The sequence below is a fragment of the Peribacillus muralis genome, from assembly GCF_001439925.1.
Lineage (GTDB): Bacteria > Bacillota > Bacilli > Bacillales > DSM-1321 > Peribacillus > Peribacillus muralis.
This window is the reverse complement of record NZ_LMBV01000008.1, coordinates 113,757-134,585: the sequence shown is the minus strand read 5'-3', so window position 1 is coordinate 134,585 and position 20,829 is coordinate 113,757. Positions and strand designations below refer to the sequence as shown.

The 20,829-nt window shown below is 42.6% G+C and carries 18 protein-coding genes; 6 read left to right on the top strand and 12 right to left on the bottom strand.

Translation table 11 applies throughout. The features are described from left to right. Positions 1-8: 8 nt before the first annotated feature. The 3 genes from ASU00_RS12545 to ASU00_RS12535 all read right to left on the bottom strand — a co-directional run bounded on the left by ASU00_RS12545 (position 9) and on the right by ASU00_RS12535 (position 6,379). Positions 9-1,682 (bottom strand): sugar phosphorylase, encoded by a 1,674-nt coding sequence (locus tag ASU00_RS12545; protein WP_057913803.1) that lies wholly within the window; start codon positions 1,680-1,682, stop codon positions 9-11. Continuing rightward, positions 1,679-4,342: a glycoside hydrolase family 38 N-terminal domain-containing protein gene (locus ASU00_RS12540; protein ID WP_057913802.1), complete on the bottom strand. Its 2,664-nt coding sequence runs from the start codon at positions 4,340-4,342 to the stop codon at positions 1,679-1,681. The genes ASU00_RS12545 and ASU00_RS12540 overlap by 4 nt, the downstream gene beginning before the upstream one ends. Positions 4,343-4,417: 75 nt before the next feature. After that, positions 4,418-6,379, bottom strand: a complete 1,962-nt coding sequence (locus ASU00_RS12535; protein WP_057913801.1) for a fructose-specific PTS transporter subunit EIIC — start codon at positions 6,377-6,379, stop codon at positions 4,418-4,420. A gap of 172 nt (positions 6,380-6,551) precedes the next feature. Here ASU00_RS12535 and ASU00_RS12530 point away from each other — a divergent pair, with 172 nt between their 5' ends. After that, entirely contained in the window at positions 6,552-7,298 is a 747-nt protein-coding gene (locus ASU00_RS12530) for a MurR/RpiR family transcriptional regulator (RefSeq protein WP_057913800.1), read from the top strand. Positions 7,299-7,378: 80 nt separating this feature from the next. Here the strand turns inward: ASU00_RS12530 and ASU00_RS12525 are convergent, their stop codons facing one another. Continuing rightward, complete coding sequence (locus ASU00_RS12525) at positions 7,379-7,870, bottom strand: PTS sugar transporter subunit IIA (protein ID WP_057913799.1); 492 nt, start codon at positions 7,868-7,870, stop codon at positions 7,379-7,381. 638 nt (positions 7,871-8,508) lie between these two features. Beyond that, positions 8,509-8,892 carry an iron chaperone gene (locus tag ASU00_RS12520; RefSeq protein WP_057913798.1) on the bottom strand — a complete coding sequence of 128 codons (384 nt, stop codon included), beginning with the start codon at positions 8,890-8,892 and terminating at the stop codon, positions 8,509-8,511. Between the two features lie 284 nt (positions 8,893-9,176). Between ASU00_RS12520 and ASU00_RS12515 the strand changes: the two genes are divergently transcribed. From ASU00_RS12515 to ASU00_RS12505, 3 genes are all read left to right on the top strand, one after another. Further along, positions 9,177-9,773 carry a spore coat protein gene (locus tag ASU00_RS12515; RefSeq protein ID WP_057913876.1) on the top strand — a complete coding sequence of 199 codons (597 nt, stop codon included), beginning with the start codon at positions 9,177-9,179 and terminating at the stop codon, positions 9,771-9,773. Positions 9,774-10,304: 531 nt separating this feature from the next. Next, positions 10,305-11,093 (top strand): class D beta-lactamase, encoded by a 789-nt coding sequence (gene blaOXA, locus ASU00_RS12510; RefSeq protein WP_057913797.1) that lies wholly within the window; start codon positions 10,305-10,307, stop codon positions 11,091-11,093. A gap of 133 nt (positions 11,094-11,226) precedes the next feature. Then, positions 11,227-11,505, top strand: coding sequence for a sigma factor (locus ASU00_RS12505; protein ID WP_057913796.1), 279 nt, complete (start codon positions 11,227-11,229; stop codon positions 11,503-11,505). A gap of 152 nt (positions 11,506-11,657) precedes the next feature. Here ASU00_RS12505 and ASU00_RS12500 read toward each other — a convergent pair whose 3' ends face one another. Next, complete coding sequence (locus tag ASU00_RS12500) at positions 11,658-12,077, bottom strand: HIT family protein (protein WP_330219536.1); 420 nt, start codon at positions 12,075-12,077, stop codon at positions 11,658-11,660. A gap of 284 nt (positions 12,078-12,361) precedes the next feature. Between ASU00_RS12500 and ASU00_RS12495 the strand changes: the two genes are divergently transcribed. After that, the gene (locus ASU00_RS12495; protein ID WP_057913795.1) at positions 12,362-13,204 is read left to right on the top strand and encodes an SDR family oxidoreductase; all 843 of its coding nucleotides are present in this window, start codon (positions 12,362-12,364) and stop codon (positions 13,202-13,204) included. A gap of 65 nt (positions 13,205-13,269) precedes the next feature. Here the strand turns inward: ASU00_RS12495 and ASU00_RS12490 are convergent, their stop codons facing one another. The 4 genes from ASU00_RS12490 to ASU00_RS12475 all read right to left on the bottom strand — a co-directional run bounded on the left by ASU00_RS12490 (position 13,270) and on the right by ASU00_RS12475 (position 15,002). Then, positions 13,270-13,491 carry a hypothetical protein gene (locus tag ASU00_RS12490; RefSeq protein WP_057913794.1) on the bottom strand — a complete coding sequence of 74 codons (222 nt, stop codon included), beginning with the start codon at positions 13,489-13,491 and terminating at the stop codon, positions 13,270-13,272. Between the two features lie 22 nt (positions 13,492-13,513). After that, positions 13,514-13,870, bottom strand: coding sequence for a DUF4181 domain-containing protein (locus tag ASU00_RS12485; protein ID WP_057913793.1), 357 nt, complete (start codon positions 13,868-13,870; stop codon positions 13,514-13,516). 44 nt (positions 13,871-13,914) lie between these two features. Then, a complete protein-coding gene (locus ASU00_RS12480) occupies positions 13,915-14,142 on the bottom strand; it encodes a DUF3953 domain-containing protein (RefSeq protein ID WP_057913792.1) in 228 nt (75 codons plus the stop codon). A 374-nt stretch (positions 14,143-14,516) separates the two neighbouring features. Next, on the bottom strand, positions 14,517-15,002 hold the full coding sequence (locus tag ASU00_RS12475) for a GNAT family N-acetyltransferase (RefSeq protein WP_413783526.1): 486 nt from the start codon (positions 15,000-15,002) through the stop codon (positions 14,517-14,519). 317 nt (positions 15,003-15,319) lie between these two features. Here ASU00_RS12475 and ASU00_RS12470 point away from each other — a divergent pair, with 317 nt between their 5' ends. Then, the gene (locus ASU00_RS12470; protein ID WP_057913790.1) at positions 15,320-16,717 is read left to right on the top strand and encodes an NCS1 family transporter; all 1,398 of its coding nucleotides are present in this window, start codon (positions 15,320-15,322) and stop codon (positions 16,715-16,717) included. 48 nt (positions 16,718-16,765) lie between these two features. Here ASU00_RS12470 and ASU00_RS12465 read toward each other — a convergent pair whose 3' ends face one another. Next, positions 16,766-17,215: an NUDIX hydrolase gene (locus tag ASU00_RS12465; RefSeq protein WP_082630290.1), complete on the bottom strand. Its 450-nt coding sequence runs from the start codon at positions 17,213-17,215 to the stop codon at positions 16,766-16,768. Positions 17,216-17,657: 442 nt separating this feature from the next. Next, the gene (locus ASU00_RS12460) at positions 17,658-20,825 is read right to left on the bottom strand and encodes a bifunctional cytochrome P450/NADPH--P450 reductase (RefSeq protein WP_057913789.1); all 3,168 of its coding nucleotides are present in this window, start codon (positions 20,823-20,825) and stop codon (positions 17,658-17,660) included. Between the last annotated feature and the right edge of the window lie 4 nt (positions 20,826-20,829).

The window sequence follows — 20,829 nt, the reverse complement described above, 5'->3', positions numbered from 1 at the left end:
CACCTACCTTATATTTTTATCCACATGAATTGATAAGGAGTAAGCACGATCGACTTTTCTACACGTTTTTCACTACATAGGTCGTACCCATTATAAGGGAGCTCAACATCGATCACGGCATTGGCGACATTTATCACAAATAAAATCGTTTCACCAGTCTCTTCGTTTCTCCGTTTTAATGAAAACACCTGATCACCCATCTCCAAGATTTCCTGCTCGGCAAATGGTGAAAATGCGGTTTGCTGCTTGCGAATGCGAATTAATTTTTTTAGGCCGTTAAAGACTTTCTCGCGCCTCTTTGACGTATGAAGCTGGTTGACAAGGTTTTCGTAGTCAAATTTCTCACGATTGATGCGGCGGTTGATTCCAGATGTTTCAAGACCTTCATAGTCATTGCCTGAACCTAGTAATGAATGATAATAAACGGCGGGAACACCGATGACGGAAAACAAAATCGAATGTGCCCCAAGCATCTTCTGAACTTGAATAGCTTCGTCTGTATCTTCCTCTTTATTAATGAGTGCGTCCATATAGTTGATGTTAAGTTCATACGGCGACTCGGAACCATCAGGATTGCTTTTGTATGATACCCGCCCGCCATTTTCGAGAACCTTTTCCGCTAAAGCGGTTCTTTCATCATCCGATAATATCCCTTCCGTCGGACGCATGCCAATCCCGTCATGACTTGCCAAGAAATTGAAATAAGTCGATTCGTCCGATACTTTTTCAATCGTTTTTGCCCATTTTGTCAGCGTATCCGCATGATGGGTCGTTAGCGTATGCAAAACGAGCGGAGGCAGGGAGAATTGATAGACCATGTGTGCTTCATTCTTGCCATCGCCAAAATAACTGATGTTCTCTTTATACGGAACATTGGTCTCGGTGATAAGTAAGGTGTGTAACTGCAGTTCCTCCAAAATCTCCCGCCATAACTTAATGATTGCATGCGTTTGAGGTAAATGGATGCAAGTTGTTCCGCTTTCCTTCCACATAAAACCGATGGCATCCAAGCGGATACTCGTCCCACCTCGATAGGCATATTCCAGTAAAATATTGGTCATCTCAAGCAAGGCAGGGAAGTGTTTAAAGTTTATATCCACCTGATCTTCGCTGAACGTTGTCCAAGCTGTTTTTCCCCCCTCATATTCGTGAAAAAGTGGCGAAGTTCGCGGCCGCACCACTTTGGACGAATCGAATCCAGCTTCTTTAGGAATAAAATAGTTCTTGTACGCTGAACAGCCTCTCAAGTACTCTTGAAACCATTGACTTGATTTAGACATATGGTTGGCAACGAAATCAAACATTAAGCGGTAATCGCCAGAGAAGCGTTCAATGTCGGCCCAATCACCAAGCTTCGGCTGAATTTGATGATAATCAACGACGGAAAAGCCATCATCGGATGTGTACGGAAACATAGGAAGCAAGTGAACATCGGTAATTTCTTCACGTGCATATTCGTTCAAAAACTTGTTTAACGTTTTTATCGTAGGCTCCCCATCTTCACTGATTGCATCTCCATACGTGATTAGATACACATTTTTCTCGGAAAGCGGCATCGTTTCCTTCCAGTCTTTTTGCTTCCATTCGTTTATTGCATTCACTAATTGATTGGTAAACGCCGATGAATAATCTTCCTTGTAAATCAGCTTTAACCAATTCTCGATTTTCACGGTAATATTCATGATCGGTTCTCCTTCATTACCAGTTTAAGTGTTGCGTACCCTTTTGGACTTATCGTCACTTCATTGTTTATTTCGCTCACATTTTTTTCGTTCAATGTTGTTTCGGAAATGAATTCTATATGCTCACTTATAACTTTTACGGATTGCGCAACATTTGCAGGGTTAAATAAGCGGACCACAAGCGAATCATCGTCATGTGCCTGTTTTAATGTGCTAAAAAACACTTCATCACCCGTTATTTCAAACAAACTAAAGCGGCTTGGCAACGTATCGACAGGATAAGGAATCTCGAAACGATCCAATCTTTCCTCAAAGGTGTTCAAGGCTTGCTTTTGGTAATGTACGGTATGCCCATAATATCGTTCGATAAGTGAAAACAGATCTGTTTCATGATAGCCCTCTGAAAAATGGATCGCATATTCAAATGTCATCGTACCCTGCATTTGTGCGTCTGGCGTGTAGACCACCTTGTTATTGATCCCAGATGCTCTGCCTGGACGCCATGCTAGATTATCTTTACCGAGCAATCCAACACTTCGGAACAACGTCAATGCCAGTTCTCCTGTTTCCTTAAGCAGCTCGTATTCCTTGATTCCTTTCGTGACAACAGCCGCTGTGATTTGACCGTTCGTTGCTCCAGCCAGGTTTTCAAGGGGGTAGATCGGTACGGGAGCTTCAGCAAATTTCTGCGCATTCCAGCTCTTCATATACGGATTGATGGTTGGACGCTGAATCAAGCTAAAGCCTTGATCTCCAAATGAATGCTCTGGTGCCGTAAGCGATGTTTGCAACAACACCCTCACACGATGGTCTTTTACATCATTGTCGATGATATGTGTCACTCTTATGAATGTCTCGTTCTTACGCAGTTCAAACCGTGATGTGATCACCAGTTCTTTGGACGTTTGACCCGCTTCTCGTTCGGCTAAGTCTGCAGGTACCAAAAGGGTATGTTGAACATCCATAAACTCGACACCCGTACTTGCTTCAACACTTACAATTTGAACGTTTTTCGTAATAATTGGCAAGTCTTTATCTAACGGTGCGAAGTCGTACGAATCACCCGCATCCGCTACGTTCTCAAACTTGATGAAATCCTTGATTGTCTGTGCATTTGATTTAACAAGTACATGCAGTGCACCGTTTTCCTCGGTTATGCGAAAATGCTCATTTTCAATGGAATCACGGTCTACCTTCTCGAGGGAGCCGCCGTTACCACCGTCGATTACGTCAAATGTTTCATATCCCATTGATGGCAATTGTATGTCGTTAAGCTGAACTTCATTGCGGTAATAGCCAGGTGTTTCTACTTCTTTTTCACCTTCAGCCGTTACCACGATCGTTTTTCCGCCACTAATGAACTCCTGTTTCAACACATCCAGCATCACTTTTTTTCCGTTTAATTGTCTTACGGAAAACTCATTTTCCCTTGTAAAGAGAGTCACTCTTGTCGAGCCTTTAAAAGTACTTGGCAGCAAATGAAACAGTAGAAAAATAGAGTTCTTTCCTAAGTTACGGCTCACCGCTTCCGTCATTTGCTTTTTCAATAAGTTCAAGCAACCATCAGCCAAGCGAATGACTTTCGTTAATCGATTGACAATTTCCTGATTCGTATCATCCGAATTGCAGCCGCCGATGCTGTCATGAGCATGTACGTCAAACAACATCTTCCACATTTCATCGAGCCAAGCTTGTGGGTAGCTAAAGCCCAATGTGCCGGCTAAGCTTGCTAGAGGCTCCAGCTCATATATGACCTTTTCTTCCGCTATTGCATTCAATTTCTTAATATCATAGCGCTGTGAACGGATTGTATGATGGATCCGTGATTTTTGAGTGGCAATTAACTCCCCTTCAATCTCATTCGTAAATCGGTCATGATCGGCAAACGTTTCATTCATGAACGTTTCATAATCGGAAAGGACATATTCATGCTTGATATCCTTTTCGTTCAGTGCTTTCACCGTGTTAGGAAAATCCTTACGCACTAGTACTTGGTCGCCCCCTGCAGGTAAGAGCAGATTGTCTGTATTTTTGTTCATCTCTGCGATTTTTTCTAAAATCGGAAGCAAACGCTCTTCCATGTATTGATCATCATCCGCTAAAAACTTTCCAGGTCCGTATCCAAAGTAGATGTTGTTCGCCTTAACGCTTTTCCCATCTGGAGATTTCCACGTGAAATTCAAATCCCCTTTCAGTTGATCTGTATAAATTCCACGCTGCAAAATGCTATAGTCGATATCGAACTCTTGGAAAATGGAAGGCAAATACGTATTTTGGCCAAAAATATCAGGCAAATAGCCGATATTCATGCTATGCCCCATCTTTTCCGCTATGCGCGTTCCATACAGCAAGTTACGAATCAACGATTCCTTGTTCACTAGCAGTGAGTCCGCCTGTGTATACCAAGGTCCGACGAAAATGCGCTTGTCTGTAATCAATTTTTGCAATCGTTCTTTTTCCTCAGGGCGGATTTTCAAATACTCATCAATAATGGAAGATTGAGCATCGAATACATATCCCTTATATGCTGGATCTTTTTCCATCACATCCATTAAACGGTTCATATTTTCAACTAGTAAAAGGTTCGAATCTTCTATTGTAAAATACCACTCTCTGTCCCAATGGGAATGCGGTACGACGTATACTTTTTTCTGTTTCATTCAATGTCCCTCCTAAGATCTTACGCGTTTAATAGAAAGAGGGGTCATCCTTTACAAGATGCCCCCTTATTTGATTTACGCTTGACGTTCCTTTTTCTTAATAATGGAAAAACGCACAAATATATTAGCAAATGCAATAAATGCTGCTCCGACAACGAGTCCAAGCAAGTAGGCCCATAAGTTTTCCACCAATGGCCAGCCCCAGATTGCCGGCAGCGGCAACCATTGAACAGCTCCTAAAAGCACGGCTGTACATGCACCTATGATTGCACCTATGATGTTGATCGGAATCGTGATTAGCGGGTTTCGCAGCATGAATGGAATCGCCCCTTCACTGATTGCGAGAAAACCTAAAATCAAGGAACTGTTTCCCGCTATGCGAAGGTTTGCATCAAATACGCGACGTCCGACTATATATTTATCAATCACTGTTGCCAACCCAAGACCTATCGGCGGGATAACGATTGCCAGCACCCGAGCCGTTATTGGATACACCTCATCTGCTGCAAGTCCAATTGAGATGGCACCTGCCGCTTTGTTTATCGGACCGCCTAAATCAAAAGCAGTCGCAGCAGCTATAATGGACGCAAGGACAACATCACCTGTACCTTGAGCATGTTCAATCCAATTGCGAAGAACGACATTCAAACTGCCAAAGACAGGATCCACGATGTAAAAATTCAGGAAGAATATCGATAGGACACCAATCGCCGGGATGATGAACATCGGTTTCATCGCCTGAAAGTTTTTGCTTAAATGAATGTGTCGATTTGCGAAACGGGAAATGTAACCAGCCGCTAAACCAAGAATTAAGGCACCTAAGAATCCGGAAGCAACACCATCTGGAATACCCCAGAATGTATAGTGAAGCCCACCAGCAAAAGCACCGCCAATGAAACCAGCAACTAACCCGACGCGATCAGCCAGGGAATAGGCTACGAAAGCGGCAAAGATCGGATACATGAACTTAAAGATCAATGCGCCATATTTGTCCAGATGATGCAAGATGACTAGTAACTCATTAGGATCTGTGGCATATTTCGGATCTCCCAATTCATTAACGAGACCAAAAGGCATCGCACCAAGTTTTGCGATCCCCATCATGAGACCTGCGGCTACAATGACGGGAATCATGTATGAAATACCTGTCATGACAGCTTGAACGGCATCTTTAAATCCTCCTCCGCCTGAAGAGGTGTTGCTTGTCATTTCATCTGATTGATTCCCTGCGATTACTCCAGCCGGATTGTTCAACGCTGATTCAATGATTTCTTTACCCTTTCTTAACGGCTCTGCAACGCGGGTTTGCACGTAAGGCTTACCAGCAAAACGTTCTTTTTCTTTTGGCGCAATGTCTGTTGCGAAAATGACCGCGTCCGCTTTTTTTATAACCTCTTCAGTCAGCTTGTCCTCTATCCCGTTCGCGCCCTGCTTCTCCACGAGTACGTCTATACCTAATTCACGGCCAGCCTTTTCAAGTGCTTCAGCTGCCATATACGTATGAGCGATTCCGGTTGCACAAGCAGTTATCGCAACAACGGTTTGTTCATACACTTGATTGGCTTTTGGCTCGATTTGGTTTTCTTGATCCAGCCTTTCTAGAAAAATCTCAGGATTTTCTGCAGACATTAGTCCTTCCAAATAACCGTCACGCATTAAGTTCGTGCTTAAAGTGGACAGCACTTTTAAATGAGTCGTGCCGGCTTCACTTTCTGGAATGGCGATCAGGAAGACAAGTTGAACTTTATTGTTTGGATCGATGCTTTCCCAATCCTGTATTGGAGTTTTTAACCGAGCTACCGCAAAGGCGGCTTTTTTAACCGCAGAAGACTTACCATGTGGAATCGCCAAGCCTTTTTCTAAACCAGTGGGAGAAACCTCCTCCCGTTTTAAAACCGCTTTCAAAAATGGTTCTTCTGATTCTAAATAGCCTTCTTTATATAATTCAGATATTAAGTGTCCAATGACTTGCTTCTTACTTGAAGCCTCGACATCAAACAGCACTAAATTTGGATGGGTCATGTTTTTTAATTCCATGCCATTCACTCCCGTCTCTCACTAGTATGAAACCGTGTTCATTTTTCTATGTCCTAATAATGTTATACCACTTATACTTCGTGAACTTTGTACAGTCTCTGTATAATTGTACAGAATCGAAAAGTGGGCATGATATACTAGAAAAGAAACAGAGGGAAAAGAGGGAATGTAATTGGGGAAATTTCTTGATCAGTTCGGCAATCGCCTTGCAAACTTAACACCTACTGAAAAACAAGTACTGTATTACATAGATCAGCATGTAGATGAGGCAAAAAACCTTTCACTAACCGAAATAGCGAAGGTCAACAATGTCAGCACGACAACGATTGTCCGTTTGGCACACAAACTTGGATTAGAAGGATTTTCAGAACTAAAGTACCTATTAAAAACAAGTGATTATCAGCAAACGACGGTAAACTCCCTCCCTTTCGTACATTACAAAGAAGAGTTCATCGCCGCCTTGGAAACGATTCAAATAAAAGACTTGGATAAGCTGAGCGAAAAAATCAAAAATGCAAAGCGTGTGATCGTTATTGGAGTGGGATTGTCCAAAATGCTGGCAGAATACTTCAGTAAGCTGCTCATGCAAACTAATAAACAAACTCACTATACATATGAATCGCATATGATCGATCTTCTGCCAAACATGATCAAACCCAATGACATGGTCTTCTTCATCTCTACGAGCGGGGAGACCAAAACACTCATCCAAGCAGCGGAAAAGTTATCCTTCCAAGTAGTTGAAACGGCAGCGATAACCAATTCTTCCGATTCGACGTTAGGGAAATTGGTTAAAACCAACTTAAGCATGACTGTAGAGAAAGTGAACTTCGCCGGATATGATATCACCGCAAGATCCACGTTGATGCTGCTTATTGATTTATTGTTTGAAAGTTACTTAAAAAGTACCCAACCCTAATTGCTATCTCCCTATAAAACAAAAAAGCCCCGGAATGGAGGACAGTGTCCATCATTCCGGGGATAGTTCACCCATTTCTTTTACTTCAAGTGAACAGTCATAATTTCCGTTTCGTTTATAGTTGCTACAGTGCTATTTGTTTTCTCCATTTTTTCAACCAGCTCGCCATTCGTGATAACGATCGGAGTTATGATGCTAGGTGCATTCGCTTTAAGGAATTCGATATCGAATGTCACAAGCTTATCCCCCGCTTTTACATGCTGTCCCTCTGCGACATGCAGCTCAAACCCCTCGCCTTTCAGATTAACAGTGTCCAAACCAATATGTATAAGCAATTCGATACCACTCTTGGTACGGAGACCTAAGGCATGCTTTGTGTGAAAAACCTGGATTACTTCTGCTTCAACAGGAGATACAACCAAACCCTCCTCAGGAAGAATTGCAATTCCATCCCCCATTAGCTTCCCGGAGAACACTGGATCCGGAACATCCTCAATTTTGATTACTTGTCCATTTATAGGAGCAAGCAGTTGCTCCATCGTTTCTTTTTTACCGAATAATTTCTTGAACATAATAGTCACCTTCCTCTTTCTTAGTCAAATTTATCGAGATGTTTTCAACAAGTGCTGTATGAATCCGACATTAATAAAGGCTTCATGAATTGACCTGCTACTTTCCCCGACCGATTTTTTTCCCTCTTTTGAATTTCGCTTCGTTAAATTCTTCCATTAATGTGGAGCGATCAGTAATAAACGTCGGCTTCCTACCTTCAAATGAAGCGTACACCAAAATTCCCGCCAAAAGGCCATGAATATTTCGTTAATTCCGATAATACTAGCTTATCATAGGTTACTCCCCTTTGAGAATTATCAGGTTCCAAAGCGCCGTGCAAGAGGCGATCGATTATCTTGAAGAGGCATAAGAAAAAGCGAATCTTCCTTGAGAAGAATCGCTTTTAAAAATTTGACCGTTTCATTTTACTCTGCGTGGAAATTAAGCTGGAATTCCGATTGCTCGCAGATTTGAAAATTTGCACTAAGCCCGTTTCATTGCACTGAGCACGAAGATAGATTTCCCCATTGGATACATTTTTTTAGGGTGTACCAAGTTTCCACTCAAAGAAAATACTCATGATGGAAACAAACTTATCTACAGTAGAAGCGATTCTTCTTAAAGAAAAATCGCTCCTTTTAATCCTGAATTCGATTGATTATTTCTTTTTCGCTTTGGCTTCGGCTTTTTTAATATTCTGATCCACTCTGAATGTAACGATCTCGCTAATTACATCATAAGGAATTGGCTTGCTAAGGGGAAACTGAACGGCCCCTTTCGACCGCTTGAAGTCGGATAAAGCATCTTCAAAAGCTTTGATTCCGCTAGGTGTTGGATAAAACCCTATATGATTTTTATAGGCAGCAAAATGGACCAGGTTTCCATGTAAAGCAAAGGTGGGCATTTGATAACTTATCTTTTCACTGGCATCCGGTGCCGCAGCTTTTATCACTTTTCTTAACGCCTGTAGGATCTTCTGTACCTCATCGGGAAATTGCAAAATATATTCATCAATTGTCTGAAACGTATTGGTTCCTTCCATGATTTCCCCTTTCATTCATCACAATGTCGTTATCCTATATTATAGCCATTTATTCTTAGTGTTGTAGGTCGAATTATACCGGCTTTAGGTTGAATTATTTCACTCTAGGTCGAATTATTTCAGTTTGGGTCGAATTATTCCGGCTTCAGGTCGAATTATTCCAGTTTGGGTCGACAAATCACCTTTTTCATTAAATACTTACATATTTTTTTACATCACTGACCATGTTAAAGGGGTATGCTAAAAAAAATTGGGAGGTAATACTTTTGCAAATTCAACCGAATATGTCGAATACCCAACAACCACAAGGCATGGTGCCGAACATGAATCATGGTGGTCATGAATTATTTGACGCTCACGAGGTCCTTTCAGGATTAATAAATGTATTAGATCAGTATCAGCTCTTTGACCAGCACATTAAAGATCAAGAGTTGAAGGCGATCCTTAACCATCAGTATACCTTCGTTACAGATGTATATAACATTGCTGTAGAAGCTTTCTCTACAGGAAAAAAACCGACGCACGTATCCCAGCCCTACGAAATGAAACAAAATAATGACGTCATTTATGGGCTCACACCCTCTCAGCCAAAAAAACCAAATCAATCTGTTAATGAGATGAATGAACAGGGTGTTTCCGGTCATATGCTTGGGCTAATTAAATCCTCGGCATCACTGCTTGCCATGACAGCTCCCGAAATCACGAACCCCGTGCTTAGACGGGTGATCGCTGACAGCGTTCCTAACTTTATTGAAATGGCCTATGAGATTTTCTTGTATCAAAACAAGCATCGCTATTATCAAGTGGCACAATTAGCGCCACAGGACATGACACAAATGATAAAAGGCTTTGGCCCATCCACAAAAAATATAATCAATTAAACCAAAGCCCAGTCTTTCGCTTGAAAAACTGGGCTTTATTTGAATGGACTCCATGCATTTTAAAATGACGAATCATTTACTGAGCCTTATGAAAACTGGATTTGTTCTGGTAAGGCTCAGTTTTTAATTTTCGCCAATCCTTTCATGACACTATCTAGGGCCATTATCGACCCTGAAGCATTAAAAAGTATCCAATGAATGATTAGCATCAGTGACAATATTCATGCTCATGCTCGTTTTAGTGTTGATCCTTTGAATTCTTTCAGGATTAAAATGAGGGTCTTTTTCTCCTATTACTAGATATAGGTGTATGTAATTTCCTTTTCAATCATATTTATTTTTCTTTGACTAACTTTCATATATAAACCCCCACATTCTAGCATTCACCCTACCTATTCATCAACTTCCTGCTGCATCCCTGCTTGAGTATCATAATTTAATAGTTTCGTTTCCCGAAGATAATAAGTATAATTTAGTTGTTGTCCTATTTTTTGGAAAAAAATGAATCCAACCCTTAAAGGAGAGTGTGTAATGAAATTCAAAACGTTATGCTTCATTCTTGTCTTGTTGGTCTCTGGTTCGTTGAGTACGATTCATGCAAGTGCAAACGGTCATAAGGTGAAAGAACTGCAAATAGGGGAATCTTTCGGCGGTGTGGATGGGACGATGATCATCCAAAACTTAAATACTGATAAAAAGTATATGTATAACCAAAAAAGGAGTAACGTTCGCTATACTCCGGAGTCGACGTTTAAAGTGGCGAATGCATTGATCGGCTTACAGACAAAAGCAGTGAAAGATGAATATGAAGTGAAGCGATGGGATGGGGTAATCCGGGAATTCGAGGATTGGAACAGGGATCATTCACTTGCTTCAGGCATGAGATATTCCGTAATCTGGTTTTATCAGCAAATGGCCCGCGATATAGGGGCAGAGAACATGCAGCATTATGTGAACATGATCAACTACGGCAATCGAGACATAACTGGCGGGATTGATCAATTCTGGCTGGATAGCAGCCTGAACATCTCTGCCAAGGAACAGGTACAGTTTATTGAAAACCTGGTGGAGGAAAAGCTGCCCATCGATAAGCAACATATGAGGACGGTAAAGAGAATCATGATCAATGAAGAAGCCGACGACTATGTTCTTCATGGAAAAACAGGTACGCGCCTTTCTGATATGGGCTTGGGCTGGTATATCGGTTATGTAGAAACGGACAAAGGAAAATGGGCTTTCGCCACGAACTTGGACGGCAGCGGAAGCACAGCCAAGGCAATTACACTGGAAGCCCTGAAAGAGTTGGAAATCATAAAGTAATATGTCCTCACGCATGCCCTTCTTCCGGGGCATGCGTTTTTGGATCAAATTCACTATATTTCAAAATCAGGTTTCATTTCAAGCAAAGTAAGGTACTTATACCTATCAACCTAAAATGGAAGGAGGATAAATAATGATGAATAAACAAGAAATCATGGACCACCTATTAGAAAGGGATCGGCTTTACTTTTCAAAGCTTTACTCTCAACATGAAAAGATGCTAAAAAATGCCGCAATCAAACTTACCGGTTCTGAAATCAATGCCGAGAATCTGCTGTTCATCACCTTCAAGAAATTGTGGGATTCGCCCCATTCATTTGAAGCTGCCAATGATCAATCAATTTCAACCTATCTCATGAAACAGGTCGTATACAATCATTTATATGCACGACGCTTAGCGAAAGCAAGATAATCCACAGGCGAATAGCCGCGATAGTAGGACTTCTGATTTCCGAATATCAACCGAGCACTAAAAACATCGGGACGTTAGCTGGGGAAACTTATTTCCCTTTTAATTCCTGAGTGAGCGCCGCTATTGCAAGCAACACTTCCTTAATATTCTCCTTACCGTTCAAGTGTGCTTGAATGCAAAAGAATCGGCCTTACGGATTCGACTGAACGGCCGAATTGATACATCCAGTCATAACGCGGAACCATCCATGTGTGGAAATGTTGCGTCGTATCTTCGTTGTAGAAATAATTCACATACTCTATATTCAATACGTTCCTTTGAGCCTGCCTGATTTTCGTCAATAGATTGATATAATCGATTTTTTCTTCTTCAGTCAACTCATCAAAACACGTAATATGGCGTTTCGATGCTAAAATGACCAATCCTTTAAGCGGGTTTGCTACATCCTGATGGGCATGAAGATACTCCGTTTCAATTATAACACCGCCATCAGGCTCGATTAAGCCGACTGTTATGGCACAGCTCAAACAGTCCACATCGATCGTTTTTCCATTCGACAATACAATCCCCACGGACCCGCTCCCTCTGCACTTATATTTAGCCAATCAGCTTCCTGCAAATAATGCTTTACTGCACCAAGGGCAACATGAAATGCCGCTTGATGATGAATGCCTATATTTTTTAGTTCTTGGGGTTTTAATCATTTACTCGCGAATTTGTATTTGAATTGTTTAGCCTTATTAAGAGTTCACTTTACGTACCGGTTTGTCTTTTTCATGATATACTCCATTCAAACTTAAAAGAACAAGCGGATAGCTGATTATGAAAATCAAATAGAATAAAAAGGAGCACATTCATGAACAAGAAACTAGCGATCGTAACGGGTGCCAATTCAGGAATGGGCCTGGCAACCGTGATAGCCCTAGCCAAGAAAGGGCTGCACGTCATCATGCTATGCCGCAATGAAGCGAAGGGTAGAAAAGCGCTTGAGATGGCCAAGGAAGAAAGCCATTCCAGCAGCATTGAATTAATGATAGCTGATTTAGCATCCATCGAAAGCATTCACCGCTTTGCTGGTGCGTTCAAGGCAAAGCATGATTCTCTTGATCTATTGATCAATAATGCAGGCGTTGTCACATTAAAACGGCAGGAAACGAAGGACGGGTTCGAATCGATGTTGGGGGTGAATCACCTCGGCCATTTCTTGCTGACCAATCTACTGATTGATGAGTTAAAGCGGTCGGATGATGGGCGGGTTGTCATCGTTTCTTCAGGAGCACATAAATGGGGGAAGTTCGACTTTGACGATCCTTACTTTCAGAAAGGCTTCAATGTTGTTAAAGGGTATGGACGTTCCAAGCTAGCCAATGTTTGGTTCATGAAGGGATTAGCGAAAAGAATGGGAGGGACGTCTGTCAGCGTAAACGCCCTGCATCCCGGGGCCGTCGCAACGAATATAGGCGTTGATCGTGACACCGGTTTCGGCAAACGGTTCATCAAGCTTCTTGTCCCCTTTTTCAGAACTCCGGAAAAAGGCGCACAGACGGCAATATTTCTCGCCACCAGCGAGCGTGTCAAAACCAGTTCCGGTTCTTATTTTTACGATGAAAAAGAAGCGCCGATATCAAAGCTTGCCCAAGATGACGAGCTTGTCGAGCGTTTCTGGCATTGGAGTGAACAACAGGTAGGCTTAAATTGACTGATGACCACCCTGGATTCATGGGGTGGTTTGCCTTTCATATTCAGTGACTCCGCGCCTCTTCTTCAACGTTTCATTTTCTCACGAAGATCCAAAACCCATTGCAATCCAAATGCAGTAAGCAATCCTGACCAAAAAATCATGTTGGATGAAAATACGTTTTTTTCAAAGTAAAGATAATACATATGGTCAATGAATAATAACAGCATATACGTGTAAAAACCAAGTATTGCGCCTTTTTTCCAATGAGCTGACTCCGTTGCAGACATCTCTCTGAAAAGCTTCATGTAATCATCCTTCCACTTAATTTCAGGCCCAGTTAATGAAGTGATCGATATAATATAACAAAACTAATAATATCAATACGTTAGCAAGCGTAAACAAATATTCTTTGTTTTTCAGGTACGTTTTCTCCATAATTAACTGAAACCCGAATATTACTGTGAAATAGCACAAAAAAATCAGCTTCATGTGCTTTGGCTCCTCTATGATAAAAGGTAAAGTGCATAAATAAATGACTAAAATGATCCCCCTTCCCCAACGATCGATATTCTTCCCAGGCGTTTCCGACACCTTTTTCTTTTCCAAACCAACCCATTTTCTTACAATTTTATCGATAAAGAACATTAAACTCATTAAAATCGCGAACATCAAGATTATTTTCACAAAAAAACCTCCTTCCCGGAATCGGGTAGTTCATAGGCTCCACATCACCCGAAGAACCCCAAGATTGAGACAAAGAAAAGAAATAATGAGATAACAAGGGACCTATACCACGATCCTTTCCGATCCATTCGAAGATCGACCAGTCCCATCACCAGCACCATGGCCCCCAGGCAAAACATCGAATACGGCATCAATTCAGTATCCCCAGTAATGAGCTGATAAACGGATAAAGCGATGACGGTCACCGCCAGGATATATTTAATTGCTTTCATGTTTGCGCCTCCTACATGATCCATATGCCAAATGGTACACGTAATCATTTATACAATATATGATAATTATACCATTTTACTATAAGCCTTTTTACAGATTACGATATTTTCCCACCGTAGCAGCGTCTCCTTTATCAGGCTATGACACTTTGATTATATGCACGGGTGAATCACCTCGATTGCTGATCGATTCGTTAAAGCGGCTGGATGATGGGCAGGACGAATATAGGCGAAAAAAAAAGGCGCACAGACGGCAATATTTCTCGCCACCAGTGAGCGTCTAAAGGGCATTTCCTGTTCTTATGTTTACGGTGAAAAAGAAAGCTTGAAGTAACTACAGGTGGGTTGTACGTTTGATTGTTGAAAAAGTACCTTTAAAAATAATTGGGAATTTCAAAGGATATGGATTCCATATCCTTTTCTTTTGAATAATACATACAAATACTATCCTTATATTTTTGTTCCATCGATGGGAGTTTCTTGAAATTAAGTTTTTCATATAGCTCTGCTCCAATATCGCTATAGAGTAAGAAATCTGTGCAATTCATTCTTTTCTCCAAATCGTTTATCACTTTCTGAATCAATAGAGATGCATAGCCCTTTTTTCTTTCAGAAATAGGGGTCGCAATCGAACCAATTCCTCTAACAATCAAATTCTCTTTAGGATTTAGTTCATATACGATCAGCGAACTTACTAGCTTTTTAGTATCTGTTTCTTCCAGCACATGCCATTGACCTTGTTTGTATTTACCGGAATTCTGACACATGGTTATATATTCGTTTGCTGGCATATTGTCTCCCCAAACGTCATAGCCCATCATATAAATCGCTTCCATATCCTTGCCTGCAGCTTCTCTCATTATTTTCAAATTATCGCTCCTTATCACGTTATCTCACAGAGATTATTTTCGCTATTAACCGATCTATATCCTTTTCCTATTGAATGGGGGATGGATGATAAATGAACTAAAACCAATGGGCTTACTAAATCATAAGTTTTTCCCATTGTGATTTTGTGTTTCTACCAATCATTTTAGTTAATTAGCACAACGAATAATCTGAAATTTCACAATTAAATCAATGACTAAAATATCATTGTTTTATATACTTTTCACATGTTATTTTACCTGACACAAAACAGTTAATTATTCTTACAACAAAAGGAGTTGAGTGTATATTGTCGACCTATTTAAAAAATCACGTTGTAGAGGATGCGAAAATCGACCGAGCTGCGGATGTCGATGAATCATTGCTGCCGAAAACCGAAGCAGACAGGACGGTCGGTCCGGTTTCTTATACTTTCATGTGGATTGGTGATGGCGTTAATTTAGGCAATATGACACTAGGGGCGAGCTTGGTCGTGGCTGGAACCGCTACGTTGAACATCGTTCAGACATTTACGGCAGCGGCCGTCGCAATCGCCATCATCTCCACCATTTTTGCTTTGAATGATCGAATTGGATACAGAACGGGAATTCCTTATGTTGTACAGCTTAGAATGTCCTTCGGGATGAAAGGCGCAATTCTCTCATCACTATTGCGTGGCATCCCGGCCATCATTTGGTACGGTTTCCAAAGTTGGATCGGCGGTACCGCTTTAAATGAAATCATAAAAATCATTACGGGCGGGGCTTTTGACAATAGCTTCATATGCTTTGTCGTCATTCAACTGGTGCAAATCACCCTCTCCCTGTATGGCTTCCATGCCATCAAATGGGTGGAAATGCTTGCTTCGCTTGTCATCATGCTCGCTCTTGTCTATGTATTCGGCGTTCTGCTTACGTCCCATAGTGAAATCATTGCAGAAAAATGGGTGCATGCCAAAGGCTCATGGGGGCTGCCGTTCTTCGCATTCATCATGATGTTTCTGGGGAATTATGCAGCGATTTTTTTAAGCGCAGCGGACTATTCCAGAGAGCTTACAACTGGCATTAGTGATGCAAAGCGTGGTTTTTTGTATTTTTCACCGATTTTAATTGCGTACGGCTTCGTCCTGACAATCGGTGTCATGCTCGCATCCGCCACCGGCATATCCAATCCGGTCAAGGCGTTTGCCATCGTCGTGGATAATCCTTATATTACTGTTGGTGTATCTGCATTCATCGTCATAGGTGCGATCGCGGTCAACATGGTGGCCAATATCATCCCCCCCACCTATGTCATCACCTTGCTGACAAAAATGAAATATAAGGCCGCCGTTATCGTCACTGGACTGCTCGCATCTTGTTCCTTCCCTTGGGTGCTTGTCCAGGATTCCTCGGCAAAGGGCCTCGGCATGTTCATCCTGATTTATTCTGCCTTTTTAGGTCCGATCGTTTCAATTCTATTAGTCGAATATTATCTATTAAGAAAGCAAAAAATGAATGTGGCCGATTTGTACAAAGAAGACGGACCATTCGCTGGGTATAATCCCTGCGCACTGATGGCCATGCTGATCGGCGCTGGTGCTGCCTTTCTAAAAGTGGAGCTCGCCTGGATCATTGGTGTTGTCGTGGCAGGCATAGCTTATATACTCCTGATGAAGTTCACCTTTAAGGATTCACCTTTCAAAAAAGATACGATATTTGAAAAATAGGCTAAAAAGAGATACTACCGAAACTGGTAGTATCTCTTTTTAAGAAGATTACGAAAGATAGGTGTGACCATCTTTGTAAATGAAAGAATAGCTGCCTTTTTCTTTCAACATAACGGGCAAGTACTCGCCAACCATTTCCGTAATCCCAAGATTTTGGGGCTCAAGGATCCAATCTATCGTTTTCCAATCAAGAATGCCTTCTCGCGTTTTTTTAGGCGTTTCATAGATTAAATCATCATTCGCTTCATATAAATAAACATATATTCCATCGCGTTGGGCCCCTGCGGTCTCCCACGTTACCGTTCCGCTAGAATAATAGCGCCCGACACGAATGCCCGTCTCCTCGAACACTTCACGCACGGCACCCTCATCCGGGGTTTCCCCGCTCTCTATCTTGCCGCCCACCCCATTCCAAACACCCATGATGGGAGCCTTCTCCCGATTAAGCATCAGGATTTCATTCTTTTTCTTCACAAAACAAACTGTATACCTAAACATACATACAACCCCAGACGTAACGATCGATTTCAACTTTATAAAAAATGAAAGTCGCAACTCATATAACATTGGTTTTACACCATTGGAGCGTTTTATGTCCAGCTTGAGGAAACTATGATTACATCTATAAGCCGCATTTACTCGAAAGTTTGGGCGATTCGTCGATGAATTCGGTGCTTTACTCGCCGATTTTGGCGGCTTAATCGCAAATTCAGCTACTATACTCGTGAATTGGGCACTTTATTCGTGAGTTCAAGCATTTTATTCGTGAATTCGAGCATTTTATTCGTGAGTTTGGGCACTTTATTCGTGAATTCAAGCATTTTATTCGTGAGTTTGCGCTTAACGCTTATTTTGCACGGCGCGTACTCATGAATGCTATTTTGGTATATAAACAGAAAAGCAGCGAGTTCCCTTTCGGGGTCGCTGCTTGCTTGTTGGTTTATGCTCCTGCCCAGACGTCTTTTGCGTATTTGCCGTTTTCTTCTAGGGATTGGAGCCAGGCGGTTGCTTCTTGTTTGGTTGTTTGGTGGTATTGCATATAGCTTTCGATTAGCGTTCGTTCAACATCTGGGGCCATTTTACTTCCATCTCCGCAGATGTATAGGTGTCCGCCTTCGTTTAATAAAGGAAGAATAACTTTGGCGTTCTCCGCTAGGCGATTTTGTACATATGTTTTTTCTTGGTTCTCACACCTAGAGAATGCGGTGTGCAAGGTTACGATGCCATCTTGTTCGGCTTGGACGAGTTCTTCTTGATAGAGGAAATCGTGTTCCGGATTGCGGCAGCCAAAGTACAGGTGGGCAGCTGCCAGCGTTTCACCTTTTTCCTTCAGAACGCGGCGGGCTTGAAGGAAGCCTCTGAACGGTGCAATCCCTGTTCCAGGTCCGATCATGATGATTGGTTTTCCAGGTTGCTTCGGAAGCTGGAAGTTGGATTGCGGTGTATGGATAAAGCAGGCTAACTTATCGCCTTCTGCGCGCCCTGCCAAGTAATTGGAAGCAATTCCTTTGTATTCCCCGTTGCCGCTCCATGCTTCGCCGCGGACGACGCTGACTGTGAGGCTCGCTTCTTCTTCCTTGTAAAGCGGCGAGCTTGAAATCGAGTAGTATCTTGCTTTTAATGGCGGCAGCGATGCCAGGAACACTGCAAATGGGATTTCACACGCAAGGTACTTTTCAACCAGATTCAGCATGGTCATGCGCTTGCTCAGGATTTCTTGTTTATACGTATTGTCCTCCAGCAGTGCTTCAAGCTCTTTTACATGTGGTGGACATACAGTATGAGCGGCAAGCGCCCGTATTTGGGACCGGGTAGCGGATTCTTGGAATTCGACATAGTTTGAGAGTAACTCCTTGAGTTTAACTGGTGTTCCTGTAGGGAGATGAGCCGCTTTACCTGAATCACCTGTAAGTGTGATATAGTCTTGGCCGTTCAAGCCAAATCGATTGAGCACTCGCTCGACAAGTTCCGCTGGATTTTGCGCAAGGACTCCCATATGGTCACCTTCCTGATACTTTATGCCATCTGGCAGCGCTAGTTCGATATGTCGTGTACTTCTTCCGCTATCTGTATGTTGTAATTCAACATTCGTTTTGACAACTGCTGAAAAGGCGTGATGGGTGCGGGCGAGTGGTGTGCCGCTTACATTACTGACGAAGTTCATCGTAATCGAGCTTGTTTCGCGATCATCCGCATTGACTTCAATGCTCAAGGCTCTAGCAAGATTCGGCCAAAGCGCCTCCGTCCACTTTTCATAATCTCCTTCAAAATCATCGCTGGCATCTCCGTAGCCCGTTTCTGACAACCGAATGGCTCCACATTGTTCCAGACGTTCATCAATGTAGGTCGGAATCCGTTGGTACGTATTGGCCCAATTGCGGTCTCCGCATCCAAAGATTGCGTAGTGAACTCCACCCAGACTGCCATTCTTGCTTTCCTTCAGTGCCGAAACGAAATCACCCGCATTATCAGGGGCTTTCCCATTGTAGGACGCCGATATAATCAGGACAGCTCCTTCTCGAGGAAGTTGATTGACATAATCATTCAAAGGGGCAACCTCTGTATCGTATCCTTGTCGTTTTCCTGTTTCGGCGAGGTCACGGGCCATTCCTTCCGCTGTTCCCATGTTCGATCCGAACAGGACGAGCAATGGCGTGTCATGAGCGGATTCGTTTAAAGGGGCAGCGTCTCCTTTATTCACAGATACCGGTTCAGGAGCATCAACGGTAAACGACATCAATGGCTTCCGTGGTGAAACGCGCATCGTTAATCCATCCGGTTTAAGCGTCAACGTTTCTTTCACGTCCAATTGATATTCGTTATGATCGATCAGTTCAAAGTGCTGTAAAATCATTCCGAGCACAAGCGTGGCTTCATGAAGGGCAAACTGCTGTCCGATGCAGGCACGCTGCCCGTTTCCAAACGGTTTATACGCATGATAAGGAATCGAGCTTGGATTTTCGAAACGTTCCGGAAGAAACGATTCTACGTCATCTCCCCAAACGGTTCGATCACGATGAAGCTCAGGAATGAGAAGCGAGAATACATCACCTTTGTTCACTTCGTATGTTCCGTCAAGTACGGTGTCTTGCTTCGCATAAACCGTAAAGGCAGGAGCTGTCGGCCATAGACGAAGCGTTTCATTCAACACCATCCGGACATATTTCAGTTTCTTGACTTGCTTGTAGTCCGGTATTCCCTCACCGAGTACTTCATCGACTTCCTGCTGCGCTTTTTTTAATTTGTCTCTGTTATTCATTAGGAAATAGATGGCGAACGAGAGGAGACCGCTCGTCGTTTCGTGTCCAGCGATCAAGAAGGTAATGATCTGATACCGGATGTTTTCATCATCCAATCTATCTCCCGTTTCTGGATCGACTCCCTTCAGCATATGGGAGAGTAGATCATCCTCGCCTTGATCGCCGTTTTGCTTTCGTTCGGCAATCAATTCATCCACAAGGGAGAACATGTACTGAATGTCTTCGCGGAATTGTTTTTTTGATTTGAGCATCAGTTTGTCCTGGATGCCGAGTCGCTGCGTTTGGCTCATCGCTTCATCGAGCGACCGGACCATGCTTGCGACGAACGGATGGGTCGTATCGCGATAAAAACTGTTAAAGCGGTAATTGAATCCGCATAGGCCAATCGTATCCAGCGTCAAGCGAGTCATATCCTCAGGCACATCAACTTCATCTGCTGGATTTAAGCGACCCCATTTTTGAATCAGCTGGGCGGCAATATCGACCATTTTGGCATGATAGCCCTTCATTGCCTGCTGGCTAAAGCTAGGCAGCAAAATGTTATGCGCTTTTTTCCAATTCGGCTCCGCCGTTTCACTTGTGAAGAGGCCGTCACCGCCAAATGCCCTCACTTTTTGCAGAGCCGGACCAACCTTCTTGTCAAATCTTGCTTCATCGCAAATTTCTTTAGCTAATGCTGCACTTGATACGAATGTACCGATACGGCCCGGATATTGAAATTGAAAAATCGGTCCAAGTTCACGCGCCAGCTTCATATAAGACTGAAGCGGTTTATCCTTATCGATGACAGGCAGGCTCCCTAAAGGCCCATATGTCTTTGGCTGCGGTATTTGAGTTGTCTTTGTCATGCTT